This window comes from Mycobacterium shunyiense, from assembly GCF_058270075.1.
Map to the genome: position 1 here is coordinate 611941 of NZ_JBZDPU010000014.1, position 13166 is coordinate 625106.

General features: G+C 65.8%; 15 protein-coding genes. 6 read left to right on the plus strand and 9 right to left on the minus strand.

The features are described 5' to 3' along the window. Positions 1-120 precede the first annotated feature (120 nt). The 3 genes from AC4ELH_RS13930 (at position 121) to AC4ELH_RS13940 (ending at position 2121) form a co-directional block, all read left to right on the plus strand. The gene (locus AC4ELH_RS13930) at positions 121-408 is read left to right on the plus strand and encodes a hypothetical protein (RefSeq protein ID WP_055118876.1); all 288 of its coding nucleotides are present in this window, start codon (positions 121-123) and stop codon (positions 406-408) included. Between the two features lie 100 nt (positions 409-508). Beyond that, complete coding sequence (locus tag AC4ELH_RS13935; RefSeq protein WP_064887426.1) at positions 509-1411, plus strand: DMT family transporter; 903 nt, start codon at positions 509-511, stop codon at positions 1409-1411. A 44-nt stretch (positions 1412-1455) separates the two neighbouring features. Then, entirely contained in the window at positions 1456-2121 is a 666-nt protein-coding gene (locus tag AC4ELH_RS13940) for a hypothetical protein (protein WP_498884966.1), read from the plus strand. Positions 2122-2125: 4 nt separating this feature from the next. Here the strand turns inward: AC4ELH_RS13940 and AC4ELH_RS13945 are convergent, their stop codons facing one another. The 3 genes from AC4ELH_RS13945 to AC4ELH_RS13955 form a co-directional block, all read right to left on the minus strand. Beyond that, complete coding sequence (locus tag AC4ELH_RS13945) at positions 2126-3277, minus strand: MCE family protein (protein ID WP_082941918.1); 1152 nt, start codon at positions 3275-3277, stop codon at positions 2126-2128. Between the two features lie 242 nt (positions 3278-3519). Beyond that, positions 3520-4227, minus strand: a complete 708-nt coding sequence (locus AC4ELH_RS13950) for an SDR family NAD(P)-dependent oxidoreductase (protein ID WP_448444700.1) — start codon at positions 4225-4227, stop codon at positions 3520-3522. Next, positions 4224-4823, minus strand: a complete 600-nt coding sequence (locus AC4ELH_RS13955) for a TetR/AcrR family transcriptional regulator (protein WP_498884968.1) — start codon at positions 4821-4823, stop codon at positions 4224-4226. Before AC4ELH_RS13955 ends, AC4ELH_RS13950 begins: the two co-directional genes overlap by 4 nt. Before the next feature lie 86 nt (positions 4824-4909). Here AC4ELH_RS13955 and AC4ELH_RS13960 point away from each other — a divergent pair, with 86 nt between their 5' ends. Continuing rightward, on the plus strand, positions 4910-5470 hold the full coding sequence (locus AC4ELH_RS13960) for a carboxymuconolactone decarboxylase family protein (protein WP_064887420.1): 561 nt from the start codon (positions 4910-4912) through the stop codon (positions 5468-5470). 7 nt (positions 5471-5477) lie between these two features. Here AC4ELH_RS13960 and AC4ELH_RS13965 read toward each other — a convergent pair whose 3' ends face one another. Further along, positions 5478-7631, minus strand: a complete 2154-nt coding sequence (locus tag AC4ELH_RS13965; RefSeq protein WP_498884970.1) for an elongation factor G-like protein EF-G2 — start codon at positions 7629-7631, stop codon at positions 5478-5480. A gap of 152 nt (positions 7632-7783) precedes the next feature. Between AC4ELH_RS13965 and AC4ELH_RS13970 the strand changes: the two genes are divergently transcribed. After that, a complete protein-coding gene (locus AC4ELH_RS13970; RefSeq protein WP_498884971.1) occupies positions 7784-8581 on the plus strand; it encodes a hypothetical protein in 798 nt (265 codons plus the stop codon). Positions 8582-8603: 22 nt separating this feature from the next. Here AC4ELH_RS13970 and AC4ELH_RS13975 read toward each other — a convergent pair whose 3' ends face one another. The 5 genes from AC4ELH_RS13975 to AC4ELH_RS13995 form a co-directional block, all read right to left on the minus strand. Continuing rightward, positions 8604-9356 (minus strand): hypothetical protein, encoded by a 753-nt coding sequence (locus AC4ELH_RS13975; protein ID WP_498884972.1) that lies wholly within the window; start codon positions 9354-9356, stop codon positions 8604-8606. Then, the gene (locus AC4ELH_RS13980) at positions 9353-10510 is read right to left on the minus strand and encodes a hypothetical protein (RefSeq protein ID WP_064887504.1); all 1158 of its coding nucleotides are present in this window, start codon (positions 10508-10510) and stop codon (positions 9353-9355) included. The genes AC4ELH_RS13975 and AC4ELH_RS13980 overlap by 4 nt, the downstream gene beginning before the upstream one ends. A 132-nt stretch (positions 10511-10642) precedes the next feature. Further along, the gene (locus AC4ELH_RS13985) at positions 10643-10927 is read right to left on the minus strand and encodes a type VII secretion target (RefSeq protein ID WP_498884974.1); all 285 of its coding nucleotides are present in this window, start codon (positions 10925-10927) and stop codon (positions 10643-10645) included. A gap of 96 nt (positions 10928-11023) precedes the next feature. Beyond that, positions 11024-11452, minus strand: a complete 429-nt coding sequence (locus AC4ELH_RS13990; protein ID WP_064958541.1) for a TIGR03668 family PPOX class F420-dependent oxidoreductase — start codon at positions 11450-11452, stop codon at positions 11024-11026. A 34-nt stretch (positions 11453-11486) separates the two neighbouring features. Beyond that, on the minus strand, positions 11487-11897 hold the full coding sequence (locus AC4ELH_RS13995; protein ID WP_448444712.1) for a hypothetical protein: 411 nt from the start codon (positions 11895-11897) through the stop codon (positions 11487-11489). A gap of 128 nt (positions 11898-12025) precedes the next feature. On the opposite strand from AC4ELH_RS13995, the gene AC4ELH_RS14000 reads away from it, so the two are divergent. Continuing rightward, the gene (locus AC4ELH_RS14000; RefSeq protein WP_064958539.1) at positions 12026-13165 is read left to right on the plus strand and encodes an ABC transporter substrate-binding protein; all 1140 of its coding nucleotides are present in this window, start codon (positions 12026-12028) and stop codon (positions 13163-13165) included. Position 13166 lies beyond the last annotated feature (1 nt).

A 13166-nucleotide genomic window follows, 5' to 3' on the forward strand; every position in this document is an offset into this window, starting at 1 on the left:
TCTACCCGCCATAAACTGGCGGAATGCGGCGCCGATCACGTCTGGCTCGAACACCGGCCGGGCGCGGTTACTGTGTGCCAAGGCAAGCGGAGATGGGAGCGCGGCTATGAGGTTTCTGTCATGAGGTTTCGGTTGTTGCCCTACGTGACCGTCGAGGTCGACGACCGGGTACGGCTGCGGGCACGCCGGGCCGGTGAGCGGCTCCGGATCAATCTCAGGGCCTACCTGCGTAGTGCCGCCGACGAGGTCGAGACCGCCAGCGGCCGGGTCCGCGACATGTGCGACAACGCGGTGAACCGCGTCGACCTGGCCGTGGCCAGCGTCAACGACAAGATCGCTCCCGCCCCGCCGACCGCTCCCACAGACTCTGCCGACGAGCCCCCGAAGCGGCATCTGCAGGTCGTCTAGCCCGGAGCAGCGCGCAGCGCGTCCGCGCTCTACGGTTGAAGGGCACTGGCCTTCTCTTCTCGAGAGGTCGACACATCGGCCCGGGAGGGGTTGACGAGGCTTGCTCGGCAACAGTCTTGCGGTGCTGTTCGCCCTGTGCGCAGCGGTTTTCGCGGCTGTCGGCATTGTGGTGCGGCAGCGCGCCACCATGGACGTTCCGCCCGAAAAGGGCGTCAGCACCGTCATGCTGCGGACCCTGCTGCGCCGCAGGCTGTGGTGGGCCGGGACCGCATCGGCGGTGGCCGGGTACGTGTTCCAGGCGCTGGCACTCGGATTCGGCTCGCTGCTCCTTGTCCAACCGGTGCTGGTTTCGGCACTGTTGTTCGCGCTTCCGCTCAGTGCCCGCCTGGCCCACCGCAAGGTCAGCCGCGCCGAATGGCTGTGGGCCCTGCTGCTGACCGGCGCGCTGACCGTGTTCGTGGCGCTGGCCAGGGCCAGCACCGGAACCTATGGGGTGTCGGTGGCCACCACGGTCACCGTCGTCGTGGTGTGCGCCGCGGCCGTCGGCCTGTGTGTCCTGGCCGCCACGCGGAGCACCAACTGGCGCCGCGCGGTGCTGTTGGCACTGGCCGTGGGCGTGATGTTCGGCGTGGTCGCCGTACTGACCAAGATCGTGATGCACACGATCGCAGTCGACGGTGTGCTCGCCGTGCTGACCACGCCGGCCCTGTACCTCGTGGTGACCCTCGGGGTGGTTGCGACGCTGTTGCAGCAGTCGGCATTTCACGCCGGCTCGCTGCAGACCTCGGTGCCGACCATGCTGGTGCTCGAGCCGGTCGTGGCCGTCGTCCTCGGTTCCGTGGTGCTGGGGGAGCACCTGTCGATCACCGGGTGGGAGCCCGTCGTACTCGCGGTGGCAATCGGGGCGATGGCCGCCGCCACCATCGCGCTCGGCCGGGACGAGGGCGCGTACGAGGAGAAGCTCGAGGCCCAACTGGAGGTCAAGACCACTCGGCCCGTCTGAAATTGGTGCGCCGAGCGGCCTTGTGGGCCGGTTACCGTACCGCTATGCAGCGAATCACCCGGAAGCTCAGCAAAGTGGCGGGGGCACTGCTGGCCGCCACGGTGGTGTTGGCCGGATGCACCGATGAACCGACCGTGACGGTCGACTCGTCATTGACCGGACTCTTGGTCACCGGTAGTGACTTCCCGGCCGGTTGGCATGTGGAGGACGTCAGCCAGAAGATGGCCGAGGAGTCGGGCAAGTCCGGCACCGGCCCGGCCGACCCTCCGGAGTGCGATTCCTCGGACAAGACCTCGCTGTCCAGCGGGGTGGCCGCCATGGTCACCGAACGGCAGGGCACCCCGGGGGTGATCGCCACCCTCAGCCGTGAACCGGGCTCCGGACTGGTGGCGGAGACCGAGAAATGGCTGAGCCAGTGCCAGGCGTTCAGCGTCGAGAAGGACGGTGTGAAAGCCGAAGCGGCGGTGCACCGCCTCGAACCGCCGGCCAGCAAGGCCGATGCCCAGGTCGGCTTCGACATGACGTCGACCGCAGGCGTCGTCGGCGAGACCATGAAGATGATGATCAAGGGCTACACGGCACAGGTCGGTGACATCGTCGTCATGTGCATCGCGGTGGGCGGCGAGTCGAGCAGCCGCAGCGTCATGCCGGATGTCGAGATGCTCAACGCGGTGTTCACCGAGCAGGTGACCAAGGTCCGTAACGGCTGACGCGCTACGGGTTGATCGTGTTCTCGCCGATCTGGCGGCCCCACACGTACTCGGACACGAGCGGCTGGCCGAGTTCGAAGTGGTTGTACGGCGCGATCGAGGCACCGATGTCCATGACCAGGTAGGGAGCCGGCCACAGGTCCTTGGTGATCGGCTGCCAGCAGCCGGGCCGCCCTTCGGGGCCGCCGGTGGCGTTCACCCGGGGCAGGTTGTCCGGATAGACCCACGGGTTGGGTGCACCGACGAGGAAGTCCTGAAGCTCGAATCCATAGCCGTTACGGGTCTGCTGGGCGAACTTCGGCGCAGCCTCGGCGTAGTTGTGGATCATGCAGTACAGCGCCGGGCTGTTGCGGTCCAGCATCGCGCTGACCGGCAGCAGGTCCTGGGCGCCGCGGACGAGGTACGGGCCGCCGCGCTCGAAGATGTCGCCGCCGGTGTTGCCGAAGCCGACCGCGGCCACCAACGCCTGGTCGAGGTTGCCACGCTGCTCGTTGAGGGTGCGGGCGGTGGTGACGGCGTTGGTCAGGCCGTCGAACAGGTCGGGGGCGGCCTCGGCGTAGACCTCGCCGAGGTCGGCCAGGCCGGAGATGTCGCGGCGGATCTGGGGCATCCGCGGGTTGAGGTCGGCCAGGATGTCGTTGCCGTTGATGATCGACTGGCCGAACTTGTCACCCAAGCCGTCGAGAGCTTGCGCGGTCGCGGTCAGGGTCTCGTTGAGCTTGATCGGGTCGATCTGCTCGGAGATCGCGGTGATCGTCTCGAACAGCGTGTTGAACTCCGTCGTGACGCCCTTGGCGCGAATCGGATGGGCCGGGTCGACCCGTGCCGACGACGGATTGTCCGGCGCGACGAACGAGATGTACTTGTTGCCGAACACCGTGGTGGCCTTCAGTTCGGCGGTGACGTTCTCGGGGATCAGCTTGAGGTATTTGGGCTTGATGTCCAGCGTCAGTTGGGCCTGCTGCTCGCCGTCGACGTCCGCCACGTCCACGGCCGTCAACCTGCCGATCGGTACCCCGTTGAACGTGACCTTCGAGCCCGGATCCATCGACAGACCGGAACGGTTGGACAAAACCGTGAGCTGCGTCTTTTCCTCGAATACGCCGCGGAACTGCATCCACGTCAACACCAGCACCGCGATCAGCAGGATGACCATGCCCGCGCATGCGGACTTGTACGGCGGGTCGTACCGCCAGTGCTTGAACCGCTGCTGGAAGCGGTCCCGCACTGTCGCGGTGGATGAGGCCACGCGCAAACCTCCGACATATTGACGCAGCCAGCTAGTAAGTGAGCAAAACTGTCGCAAACAACCAGAGACAACTGCAACTACAGGCCGTCCAGTGCGGCGAACATCAAATTGCCAACTCTGGGAGACCCCCGTCACAGCGTAAGCGCTGATCAGGTATTTCTGCCGCCGTTCACGCCGACGACCTGGCCCGTGATGTAGCCGGCCTCCTCCGAGACGAGGAACGAACACGTTGCTGCAATGTCCTCCGGCCGCCCTATCCGCCGTACCGGGGTGGCGTCGATGGTGTTCTGGATGTCGCCCAGCTCGCCACGAGATTCGGCGGCGCGCAGCATCGGCGTGTCGATGAAACCCGGCGGAACGGCGTTGACCGTGATGCCGGCCGGGCCGAATTCCAGGGCCAGCGACTTGGTCAGCCCGTTGACCGCGGACTTGGCGGCCACGTAGTCCGACATGTACGGCACGCCGGAATGGGTGCTGGACGAGGAGATGTTGACGATGCGGCCCCAGCCGGCGCCGATCATGTCGGGCAGTGCCGCCTGTACGACATGGAATACGCCGTTGAGGTTGACGTCGACGACCTTCTGCCAACGCTCGAAGGTGAGTTCGGTGAATGGTGTGAAATCGCTGAGACCGGCCGAGTTCACCAGGATCGTGACGGGGCCCAACTGCTCGCGGACCGCCTTGAAGACCGCGTCGACCTGGGCTCGATCGGTGACGTCGGCCGCGTAGGAGTGCGGGTCGTCGGTGGCGTTGAGGTCGAGGGTGGCCACCTGGTAACCGTCGGCCGCCAGCCGGTCGGCGATCGCCTTGCCGATTCCGGAGGCGCCCCCGGTGACCAATGCTGTCTTGACTGTCATCCCTGTTCCTTTCGGTGGACTGTGCGGGTGATGCGCAGGCCGAGGGCGCGGCGAGCCGCCTCGGTCAGATGGTGGTAGAGCTGCTCATCGGTGAGTCCTGCCGAGGCGATGCCTGCGGCCCCGGCGATCCCTGAGAACACCAGCGCCGCCTTGACGGTGCCTGCCGGCCCGGGATCGACATCGGCCAGAAGAGCCATCTGGCGGTCGATGACCGTGTCCCACTCGGTCCGGGTGCGCAGGGCCTCGTTCACGCTCGGGTCGGTGCCCAGCACCGAGACCACGGCGCGGTTGTGCACGGCCAGGTCGGCATAGCCGCGAACCATGCGATCGGCCCGGTTGTGTACGCCGCGGAGGTTCTCGGCCTCTTCGACGATCTGCTGCATCTGCCGCAGGAGCGGGTCCAGCGCGGCCGTCAGCAGCTGTTCGCGGGTACGGAAGTGGTAGTAGATGGCGGCCTTGGTGAAGCCGAGTTCGTCGGCGATCATCTGCAGCGACGTACCCGCGAAGCCGTGTCGGGTGAACAGCCGGACCGCAGCCTCGACGAGGCGTTCGCGGGTGGTGCTCGAGCCGGCCGGTTCGGCCGTGGCGGCGTCCATCGGTGCTTCCCCTCGTGTGCGCTGCGGCAAAAATTCCTTTACGATCGTAAAGGAGATTACTAGTCGATCGTAAAGTGGGGCCATGGATGTTGACGCCGTTGCCGGCCGAGGACTGGGACGATCAGGCACGCGAGGCGCTGGCCTCCACGGTGCCGCCGGAGCGTCGCCGCCCGGACAAGGTGGGCAACGCGTTGTCGACGCTGGTGCGCCATCCCGTGCTGGCGGGGGCTTTTTTGCCGTTCAACACCTACCTGCAAAAGGACTCCACGTTGCCCGAGCGCATCAGGGAGTTGGTGATCCTGCGTACGGCCTTTCACCACGGCTGTGTGTACGAGTGGGGTCATCACAGTGCAATGGCCCTACCGGCCGGGCTCACCGAGGCCGATATCGATTCGGCCCAAAGCGGCTCAGCGGCAGACGAATTCGACCAGGCCGTGCTGGACGCGATCGATGAACTGCACGCCGGATCCCGGATATCGGCCGGGGTCTGGGAGCGCCTGGGGGAGCGGCTGGACGACCGGCAGCGGATGGACCTGATGTTCACCTTCGGCGGCTACAGCACACTTGCCTTCGCCCTGAACACCTTTGACGTCCAGCTTGAGGACGGCGCAGGCAGCGACGAGTTCTACGCCACGATGGGGAGCTGACTGAGGACTACGCGGAGCGGCGTATCCGGGCGGCGGCCGATTCTGGCATCGGCTCATAGCGGGCGAACTGTCGGGTGAACGTCCCGGCGCCATGCGACAGTGACCGCAGGTCGATCGCATACCGGGTCAGCTCGACCTCTGGAATTTCCGCCTTCACCACGGTCCGGTCCTCGTCGGCCTTGTCCGTGCCGAGTACGCGGCCGCGCCGGGCGGCAAGATCGCTCATCACCGCGCCCACGAGATCGTCGGGCACCGCCACGGTCACGTCGTCGATGGGCTCGAGCAGGTTCACTCCGGCAGCTTCGGCCGCCTCCCGCAACGCCAGGCCGCCGGCCATCTGGAAGGCGAAGTCAGAAGAGTCGACGCTGTGTGCCTTGCCGTCGACCAGCGTCACCCGAATGTCGACGACGGGATACCCGACCTCGGAACCGACCCCCTTATCCATCTGCGCGCGGACGCCTTTCTCGACGCTCGGGATGAACTGGCGCGGTACGGATCCGCCGACGACCTTGTCGACGAACTCGAACCCGGTGCCCTCCGGCAGCGGCTCGACCTCGATGTCGCAGACCGCGTACTGTCCGTGCCCGCCGGACTGCTTGACGTGCCTGCCGTGTCCTTTTGCCTTGCCGCCGAGCGTCTCTCGCAGCGGTACCCGCAGCTCGACCGTATCCACCGACACTCCGTAGCGCCGCGACAATCCGTCGAGCACCACCCCGGCGTGCGCCTCACCCATGCACCACAGCACGATCTGGTGCGTTTCGGGATTCTGCTCGATGCGCAGCGTGGGGTCCTCGGCCGCCAGCCGCTGCAACCCGACCGAGAGCTTGTCCTCGTCGGTCTTGGCGCGTGGCTGCACCGCGATCGGCAGCAGCGGGTCGGGCATGGTCCACGGCCGCAGCACCAGCGGATCGGCCTTGTCGCTGAGCGTGTCACCGGTCTCGGCTCGGCTCAGTCGCCCGATCGCACAGATGTCCCCGGCCACCACCGACGGGGCCGGGCGCTGCTGCTTGCCGAGCGGGAAGGACAGGGTGCCGATGCGCTCGTCCTCATCATGATCTGCGTGGCCGTGGGATCCCTCAGGTGCCACAGCGTCGTTGAAGGCAGAAAAATGGCCCGACACATGCACGGTGGCGTCGGGCCTGATGGTGCCGGAGAACACCCGGACCAGGCTGACCCTGCCGACATAGGGATCCGACATCGTCTTCACCACCTCGGCCAGCAGCGGCCCGGACGGGTCGCAGGCCATCGGCTTGCGGGCCGCGCCGCTCGCCGCGAACACCTCCGGCAGACGGTGCTCGGGCGGCGACGGGAAGCCGCGGGTGGCGATCTCCAGCAGCTCCAGCGTGCCGACCCCGGATCCACTGCACACCGGGATCACCGGGAAGAACGAGCCGCGGGCCACCGCCTTCTCGAGGTCGGCGATCAACACCGCCTCGTCGATCTCCTCGCCGCCGAGGTAGCGCTCCATCAGCGTCTCGTCCTCCGACTCCTCGATGATTCCCTCGATCAGGGAGCCGCGGAGCTCGGCGATCTCGTCGTCATAGGCGCCGTCGGGCGGCCGGGTGGTGCGGGTGCCGTCGCTGTAGCAGTAATAAGTGCGGGTGAGAAGCCCGATGACTCCCTCTCCCGCAGGGAAGTACAGCGGCGCGACTTTGTCACCGAACGCCTGCCGGGCGCCGGCCAGGGCATTGGCGTAGTTGGCGCGGGCGTGATTGAGCTTGGTGATGACCACCGCCCGCGGCATCCCCACCGCCGCGCATTCCTGCCACAACGCCTTGGTCGGCTCGTCGATGTCCTCGTTGGCCGCGATCACGAACAGTGCGCAGTCGGCGGCGCGCAACCCGGCGCGGAGTTCCCCGACGAAATCCGCGTATCCGGGGGTGTCGATCAGATTGACCTTGATCCCGTTGTGCTGCAACGGGGCAAGTGCCAGCCCGACCGAGCGCTGCTGGCCGATCTCGGCCTCGTCGAAATCGCAGACCGTCGATCCGTCGACCACCGAACCCGCCCGGGTCAGCACACCGGCGGCGACCAGGAGCGCCTCGACGAGGGTGGTCTTGCCGCCACCCGACGGGCCGACGAGCGCCACGTTGCGAATGGCGGCGGGGCTGTCCGCGGTGGGAACAGCCCCGTTGCCGGCCGAATGGGTCTTGTCCGCCATGGCACTCCTCCTGGTGTCCCCGGGGCGCCCCCTGCGGCCCGCCGGACCTGCTCTCCACCATTCCCCGATGTGATCTGGAGCACAAGGGCTGCCGGCCCGGGCCGCAGGTGAACGTTCCGAGGAAGTGCACAGCAAGCTGTCAGAATGTGGTCATGACGCATGCGCTGGATGCGGTGGGCACTGTCGCGGTGGTCGATCTTGAGGCGGCGTGCGAGCTGTACGGCCGCGACACGTTGCCATACCCGTTGGGCCGTAGCCGACCGGTGGGGTCGGTATGGCTGCTCACCAGAGACGTGGGACCGATCGAAGATCGTCTCAACGGCGGCGATCTTGCTCGCGTACGCGCGTGGGTGGAAGCCTTTGTGCGGGCTGATGTTTGCGTCGGATGCCGGGTCAGCGCCTCCGACGGGGACACTCCCGATCTTCGGTTGAACGGCCTGCTGGCCGGCGAGTCAGGGTTTGTCGCGGTGCAGCGCAGTGACCCCGATGGCGTCGACGCCGTCGACGTCTATGCGGTATCGCCGGGGGCCGTGGGCGCGGTGATCGCCGATTCGGTCGGCTTGGCCGGCGCCGGCTCCCATCCGCGTATCGCGGTGGCAGGCCTGGACGATCGACTTCCGGCACCACCACCTGAGGCGGTCGACGAATATGACGACTTCGGCTTCCTGATTCCACATGCCGAGTCGGAAGGTCCGCCCGTCCACGTGGTGGACGGGCGTGATGTCGCAGCGATCGGGACAGTGCAGTCGCTCTCCGGTTCGACTCGCTACTGGGTCACGGTCGACGCTGATGGCGACTACCTGTACGCGCCCGACGGTGCCGGTTATGCCGAACCGCTTGATGCCGAGACACTGCGTGCGTGCCTCGATGGACCTGTCGCCCATGCCATTGTCGATATGGGCGGCGAGATGTCAGGCCAGTGGGACGAGTCAGTCGGGTGGGACGAGTGATGCCGAGACCGGATCCCCGGAGTCACCGGATGGTGAACTTCTCATCGTCGAGCCGCTGTAGCGCACGACCATCGGTCAGTTCGTCACGACAGTCGGGGTGCTGCCAGTAGAACCGCACCCACTCGCGCAGTGCGTGGCTGTTGGCGGTGATGGTGCCGGAGCCCAGCTTTGCGCTGCGGCCTGCGGGGAGCACGAAAACGATCAGATCGGTGAATGACACCTTGCCCTTGAGTGGGTGATCCAGAATCTGTTCGACATCTTCCCACGTTCCATGTGCGAATGAATTCCACTGACCATCCCACACCTCGAAACCGCCGGGATCCAATCGCAGGTGCTTTCCGTCCCGGTGTCTGTAAATCCGGTAGAGGACCGGCACGCCGTAGATGACGTAGAAAATGCAACCGGCCGGCAGAATCAGCCGATTGGTGCCGGATGGGATGAAATCGACCATATCGAACTGTGCAAATAGGAGAAATGCACCCGCAGATAGAACGCCCAGCAAGAGACCGCCGCTGAATATCAGATCGGCATATCTCTGTGGACGTATTTTTGTGCCTCCGAGTCCGGAATCCACCCTTGGATGGGCTGCCCCCGAGACCGGGTAAGCAAGGTGAAACAGCAAGCTGAAAAGTAGCAGTGATGCGCCAAGACAGAGAGCTGCGGTCAAATAACTGCCGCGGGTGAACCAAATGACAGTCCAGACCATGCTGAAGCCGGCGCCGCCGACCAAAATGGCGCAGACCAACGCCAGGCGCAGATAACCGGAGGTCTTCATCGAGGACAAAACGTATTGCCGATCCAGTTGCCGAGGGCTTCGCCGCCGAGCGCCGCGGTCAGGCCGATTGGTATGGCCAGCGGACCCGTCTCCGACGCCGCGATTCCCGCGAGCGTACCGGCGGTGACCGAGGTGACACCCTCAGCTGTGGCGACGCACTTCTGGAAACTCGTCTCTGCCACGGCTATGTCCCACAACGAGGTGGCAATACTCACCCCCGGACCGAAGTATTTTCCCGTCGCGCCGAGCGGACTCAAAATGGGGTGGTCGATGAGATTGATGGGAACATCTGCCTGACGACCATCCGGTGTGCGGACGTAGGCGGTTTCCTTACCGTCCGGCCACTTGGTCACTTCGGCGATCGTGCCATTCGCGTATTGGGTGGTGCTGATGGTCTTGCCGGCCATCCCGTACTGAGCCCAGTCGGCGAAAGTGACAGTTGTTGTCCTGGAAACCTCGTTCCCGTTCTTGTCGATATGCACGTTGGTGGTGAGCGGCCCTCGATCAGAGAAATTTGGTTTGGCATCGACCGTCTCGATGTGCTTGCTGCCGTCCATCATGTATCTGGTCGTGGTCGTTGCTACCGCTTCTCCGGTGTTCGGGTTGTACTGCGTCTCTACTTTCGTTTCCCGGACGGTTTGCGACATGTCGGTGTCGCGGAGCATGCCCTGCTGCAGCATTCCGATTGTCGACAGCGGGTTCGGCACCTCGTCGCCGGGTTTCTGGATCCCGGGAACCAGGCTGCCCAGACCGCCAGGGTTGGGCACCTCAAATCCATGCTGCTGCGCCGCGCTCGTCACTTTCCCGGCCGCATCCTCATCGGCCGCACCCACCTTCACCAGCAACAAGTTGACGTTGGCCTGTTCGGTCTGAGCACGCTTCTCCAGCGCAGCCGCCTGTTCGACGGTCATCTGGCCGCCTTTGACCAGGACCACCCACTGGTCGCTGACGTGCAACTGGCCGCTGTTGTCGATCTCGTCGGCCTTGTTCAGTAGAGCTGTTCGGGCGCTACCGATCGGGCCGGCGGCGCCGCTGAGCGCATCACCCACGGCCGTGGTGTATTTCGAGAAGTCATCGGTCTGTGTTTTGGCTCGGTCGAACATCGCCGTGGCTGCGTTGTGCGCATCACCTGACCACGCCTTGGTCTCCGGCATGGTCTTGAGGTTGCTGTTGATCCGGGATACGGCCTCACCAACGGCCGTGCCGGAATTCTTGATGGCTTGTCCCGCGGGAGTCAGCGAGTCCGGGTTCCAGCCTTGGAGACGTGGGCGTGAGGGCAACACGGGTCAGAAGATTCCCTTGAAGCTGCCCGCCAGATCAGCGTCGCTCACCTCGTAAGTGCCGGCCGCGCCTCGGACCGCGGTACCCATGTTGTTGACATTGGTGGCGATCTTCTCGGCGACCCGTTTGACATGCGTGCCGACCAGTCGGGCCGCCCACTGCGTGGTCGATCCGTCCAGTCCGTCGGCTGCGGTGGCGACCTTGGTGCCGACGTCGGCTTCGCGGATCAGCCCCGACGCGATCTCCACCTGACCGGCAAAGGCGCGCAGGACCTCGGGGTCGACCTCCATGACAGCTCCGTTCAGCCGTTGGTTCGTTGCATCATCAACGATGTTAGGGCAGGTCGGTGGGCCCGCTGATCACCAATTTGGCTGCTCCGGGCGCTGTCACACCTGCCAGGACGACCAGCGCGTGACCTCGACAGTGACGACCGGGCCGTTCAGTGCAATTCGCTCGTACTGCGGATACTTCGCGCGCAGCAGCCCGTAGCCGGTGGCCATCGCGTCACCGCCGCGGTGGACCGTGGCCCGTCCGTCCGCACGGACCCACCACAGGTGTTCCCACTCGTCGGTGTAGTGGTCGACCAGCAGGCTGACCCGGGAATCGCCCTCGATGTTGGCCAGCCGGCGCAGTCGCTGGGTGGACTTGGGTTTGGCGTCCACAGCGGAGTAGATGGTGTCGCCCTCGGCGGATCGGTGCACGGCAAAGACCACCGGGACCAGGTGCGGCGCGCCGTCCGGTCGCAGTGTCGCCAGGACGGCAGTGGGTGCAGCGGCGAATCGAGTTGCGGCTTCGAGATCAGCGAGATCAGCCATCAGTCGAGATTATGTGGATGACACCGTCTGCGTCTCAGGGCGGCGGGACATCGCCGGGGGGCGCGCTCTCGTCCGGGAGTGGCGGGAGCTTCATGAGCTCGTCATAGGTCGGGTCGCCCGCACCCGGTGGCATGGGCCGGGTCGGCATGATGATCGTGGGCCGGTAGTCCTCTGGCGGATTCTCGACCGGCGCGACGCAACCGACGCCGTAGGTGGTGGTGGCAGGGACTCCGGCGTTGTCGACACAGCAGGTCGTGGCGACGGAGTCGATGTTCTGGTCGGGACCGGGTGCCGCCGTCGCGGTACAGGTCTCATATCCCTGCACGTCGAACGCCGCCGAGGCGGGTGGGATCGTGAACTGACCTGCGGCGCAGATGCCGACGAACGCGGCAGATGTGGCGAGCAGACGCCGCCGACGTGCGAGGGTCGTGCGGACGGGCGTCATGGGCGCCAACCCTAGTCAGCCGGTGTTGCCATCGTCCACCACCGGGCGGCTTGCGATGCCTCTCACGTTCGGCGAGGTCACGATAGGGTGCCGGTGCGCGCGCTTGGTGGCCAACGGAGGGTTTGGTAATGATGACGTCCCGGATCGTGACAGCATCTGCGGCTCTGGCCGCATCGGCACTCGTCGCGGTGGGTCTGGCGGCGTGCGCGCCGCCCCAGAAGGGCGCTGCCGGTGGTGACACCGATACCGGCGTCAAGGTCGCCGAGGCCAAGTCTGCGGCCGACTTCGGCGGGATGGACAAGCTCATCGCGGCGGCCAAGGCCGAAGGTGAGCTCAATGTCATTGCGCTGCCGCCGGATTGGGCCAACTACGGCGCCATCATCAAGGCCTTCGAGGAGAAGTACGGCATCAAGGTGAACTCGGCGCTGCCCGACGGTTCCAGTCAGGAAGAGATCAACGCGGCGAACCAGCAGAAGGGCAAGAGCACCGCACCCGACGTGTTCGACCTGGGGCAGTCGGTCGCGCTCGCGAACACCTCGATGTTCGCTCCGTACAAGGTGGCCACCTTCGATGACATCCAGGAGAACCTCAAGGACCCGGACGGCACCTGGGTCAACGATTACGGCGGCTTCATGTCCATCGGCTTCGATTCCACGAAGGTTCCACCGATCACCTCCGTCGAAGACCTGCTCAAGCCTGAGTACCACGGCAAGGTCGCGCTCAACGGAGACCCGACCCAGGCCGGCGCGGCGTTCGCCGGGGTCCTGATGGCAGCGGTGGCACAGGGCGGGTCGGCCGACGACATCGCCCCCGGCGTCGCGTTCTTCGAAAAGCTCAACGAGGCAGGCAACTTCCTGCCGCTGGATCCGACCCCGGCCACCATCGAATCAGGGCAGACCCCGGTGGTGATCGACTGGAACTACCTCAACGGCACCGAGAGTCAGAAGGTCCCGGGATGGCAGGTGATCGTTCCGCACGAGGCACTGGTCGCGGGGTACTACTATCAGGCGATCAACAAGGATGCACCGCATCCGGCGGCGGCCCGATTGTGGCAGGAATTCCTGTTCAGCGACGAGGGGCAGAACCTGTACGCCAAGGGCGGGGTTCGCCCGGTGCGCGCCGACAAGATGATCCTGGCCGGGACCGCCGACCGCGCGGCCTTCGGTCAGTTGCCTCCCATCGACGGTCCGGTGACGGTCGCGAGCCAGGCCCAAACCGACGTAGCCAACCAGTATCTGGCCGACAACTGGGCCAAAGCGATCGGCTAGG

What these genes read in the sequence shown, in the direction of transcription:
- AC4ELH_RS13930 (WP_055118876.1), top strand. Translation starts at nt 121, where the DNA reads ATGAGGTTTCGGTTGTTGCCCTACGTGACCGTCGAGGTCGACGACCGG.
- AC4ELH_RS13940 (WP_498884966.1), top strand. Translation starts at nt 1,456, where the DNA reads ATGCAGCGAATCACCCGGAAGCTCAGCAAAGTGGCGGGGGCACTGCTG.
- AC4ELH_RS13945 (WP_082941918.1), bottom strand. Translation starts at nt 3,277, where the DNA reads ATGGTCATCCTGCTGATCGCGGTGCTGGTGTTGACGTGGATGCAGTTC.
- AC4ELH_RS13950 (WP_448444700.1), bottom strand. Translation starts at nt 4,227, where the DNA reads ATGACAGTCAAGACAGCATTGGTCACCGGGGGCGCCTCCGGAATCGGC.
- AC4ELH_RS13955 (WP_498884968.1), bottom strand. Translation starts at nt 4,823, where the DNA reads ATGGACGCCGCCACGGCCGAACCGGCCGGCTCGAGCACCACCCGCGAA.
- AC4ELH_RS13960 (WP_064887420.1), top strand. Translation starts at nt 4,910, where the DNA reads ATGTTGACGCCGTTGCCGGCCGAGGACTGGGACGATCAGGCACGCGAG.
- AC4ELH_RS13965 (WP_498884970.1), bottom strand. Translation starts at nt 7,631, where the DNA reads ATGGCGGACAAGACCCATTCGGCCGGCAACGGGGCTGTTCCCACCGCG.
- AC4ELH_RS13970 (WP_498884971.1), top strand. Translation starts at nt 7,784, where the DNA reads ATGACGCATGCGCTGGATGCGGTGGGCACTGTCGCGGTGGTCGATCTT.
- AC4ELH_RS13975 (WP_498884972.1), bottom strand. Translation starts at nt 9,356, where the DNA reads ATGAAGACCTCCGGTTATCTGCGCCTGGCGTTGGTCTGCGCCATTTTG.
- AC4ELH_RS13980 (WP_064887504.1), bottom strand. Translation starts at nt 10,510, where the DNA reads ATGCCGGAGACCAAGGCGTGGTCAGGTGATGCGCACAACGCAGCCACG.
- AC4ELH_RS13985 (WP_498884974.1), bottom strand. Translation starts at nt 10,927, where the DNA reads ATGGAGGTCGACCCCGAGGTCCTGCGCGCCTTTGCCGGTCAGGTGGAG.
- AC4ELH_RS13990 (WP_064958541.1), bottom strand. Translation starts at nt 11,452, where the DNA reads ATGGCTGATCTCGCTGATCTCGAAGCCGCAACTCGATTCGCCGCTGCA.
- AC4ELH_RS13995 (WP_448444712.1), bottom strand. Translation starts at nt 11,897, where the DNA reads ATGACGCCCGTCCGCACGACCCTCGCACGTCGGCGGCGTCTGCTCGCC.
- AC4ELH_RS14000 (WP_064958539.1), top strand. Translation starts at nt 12,026, where the DNA reads ATGATGACGTCCCGGATCGTGACAGCATCTGCGGCTCTGGCCGCATCG.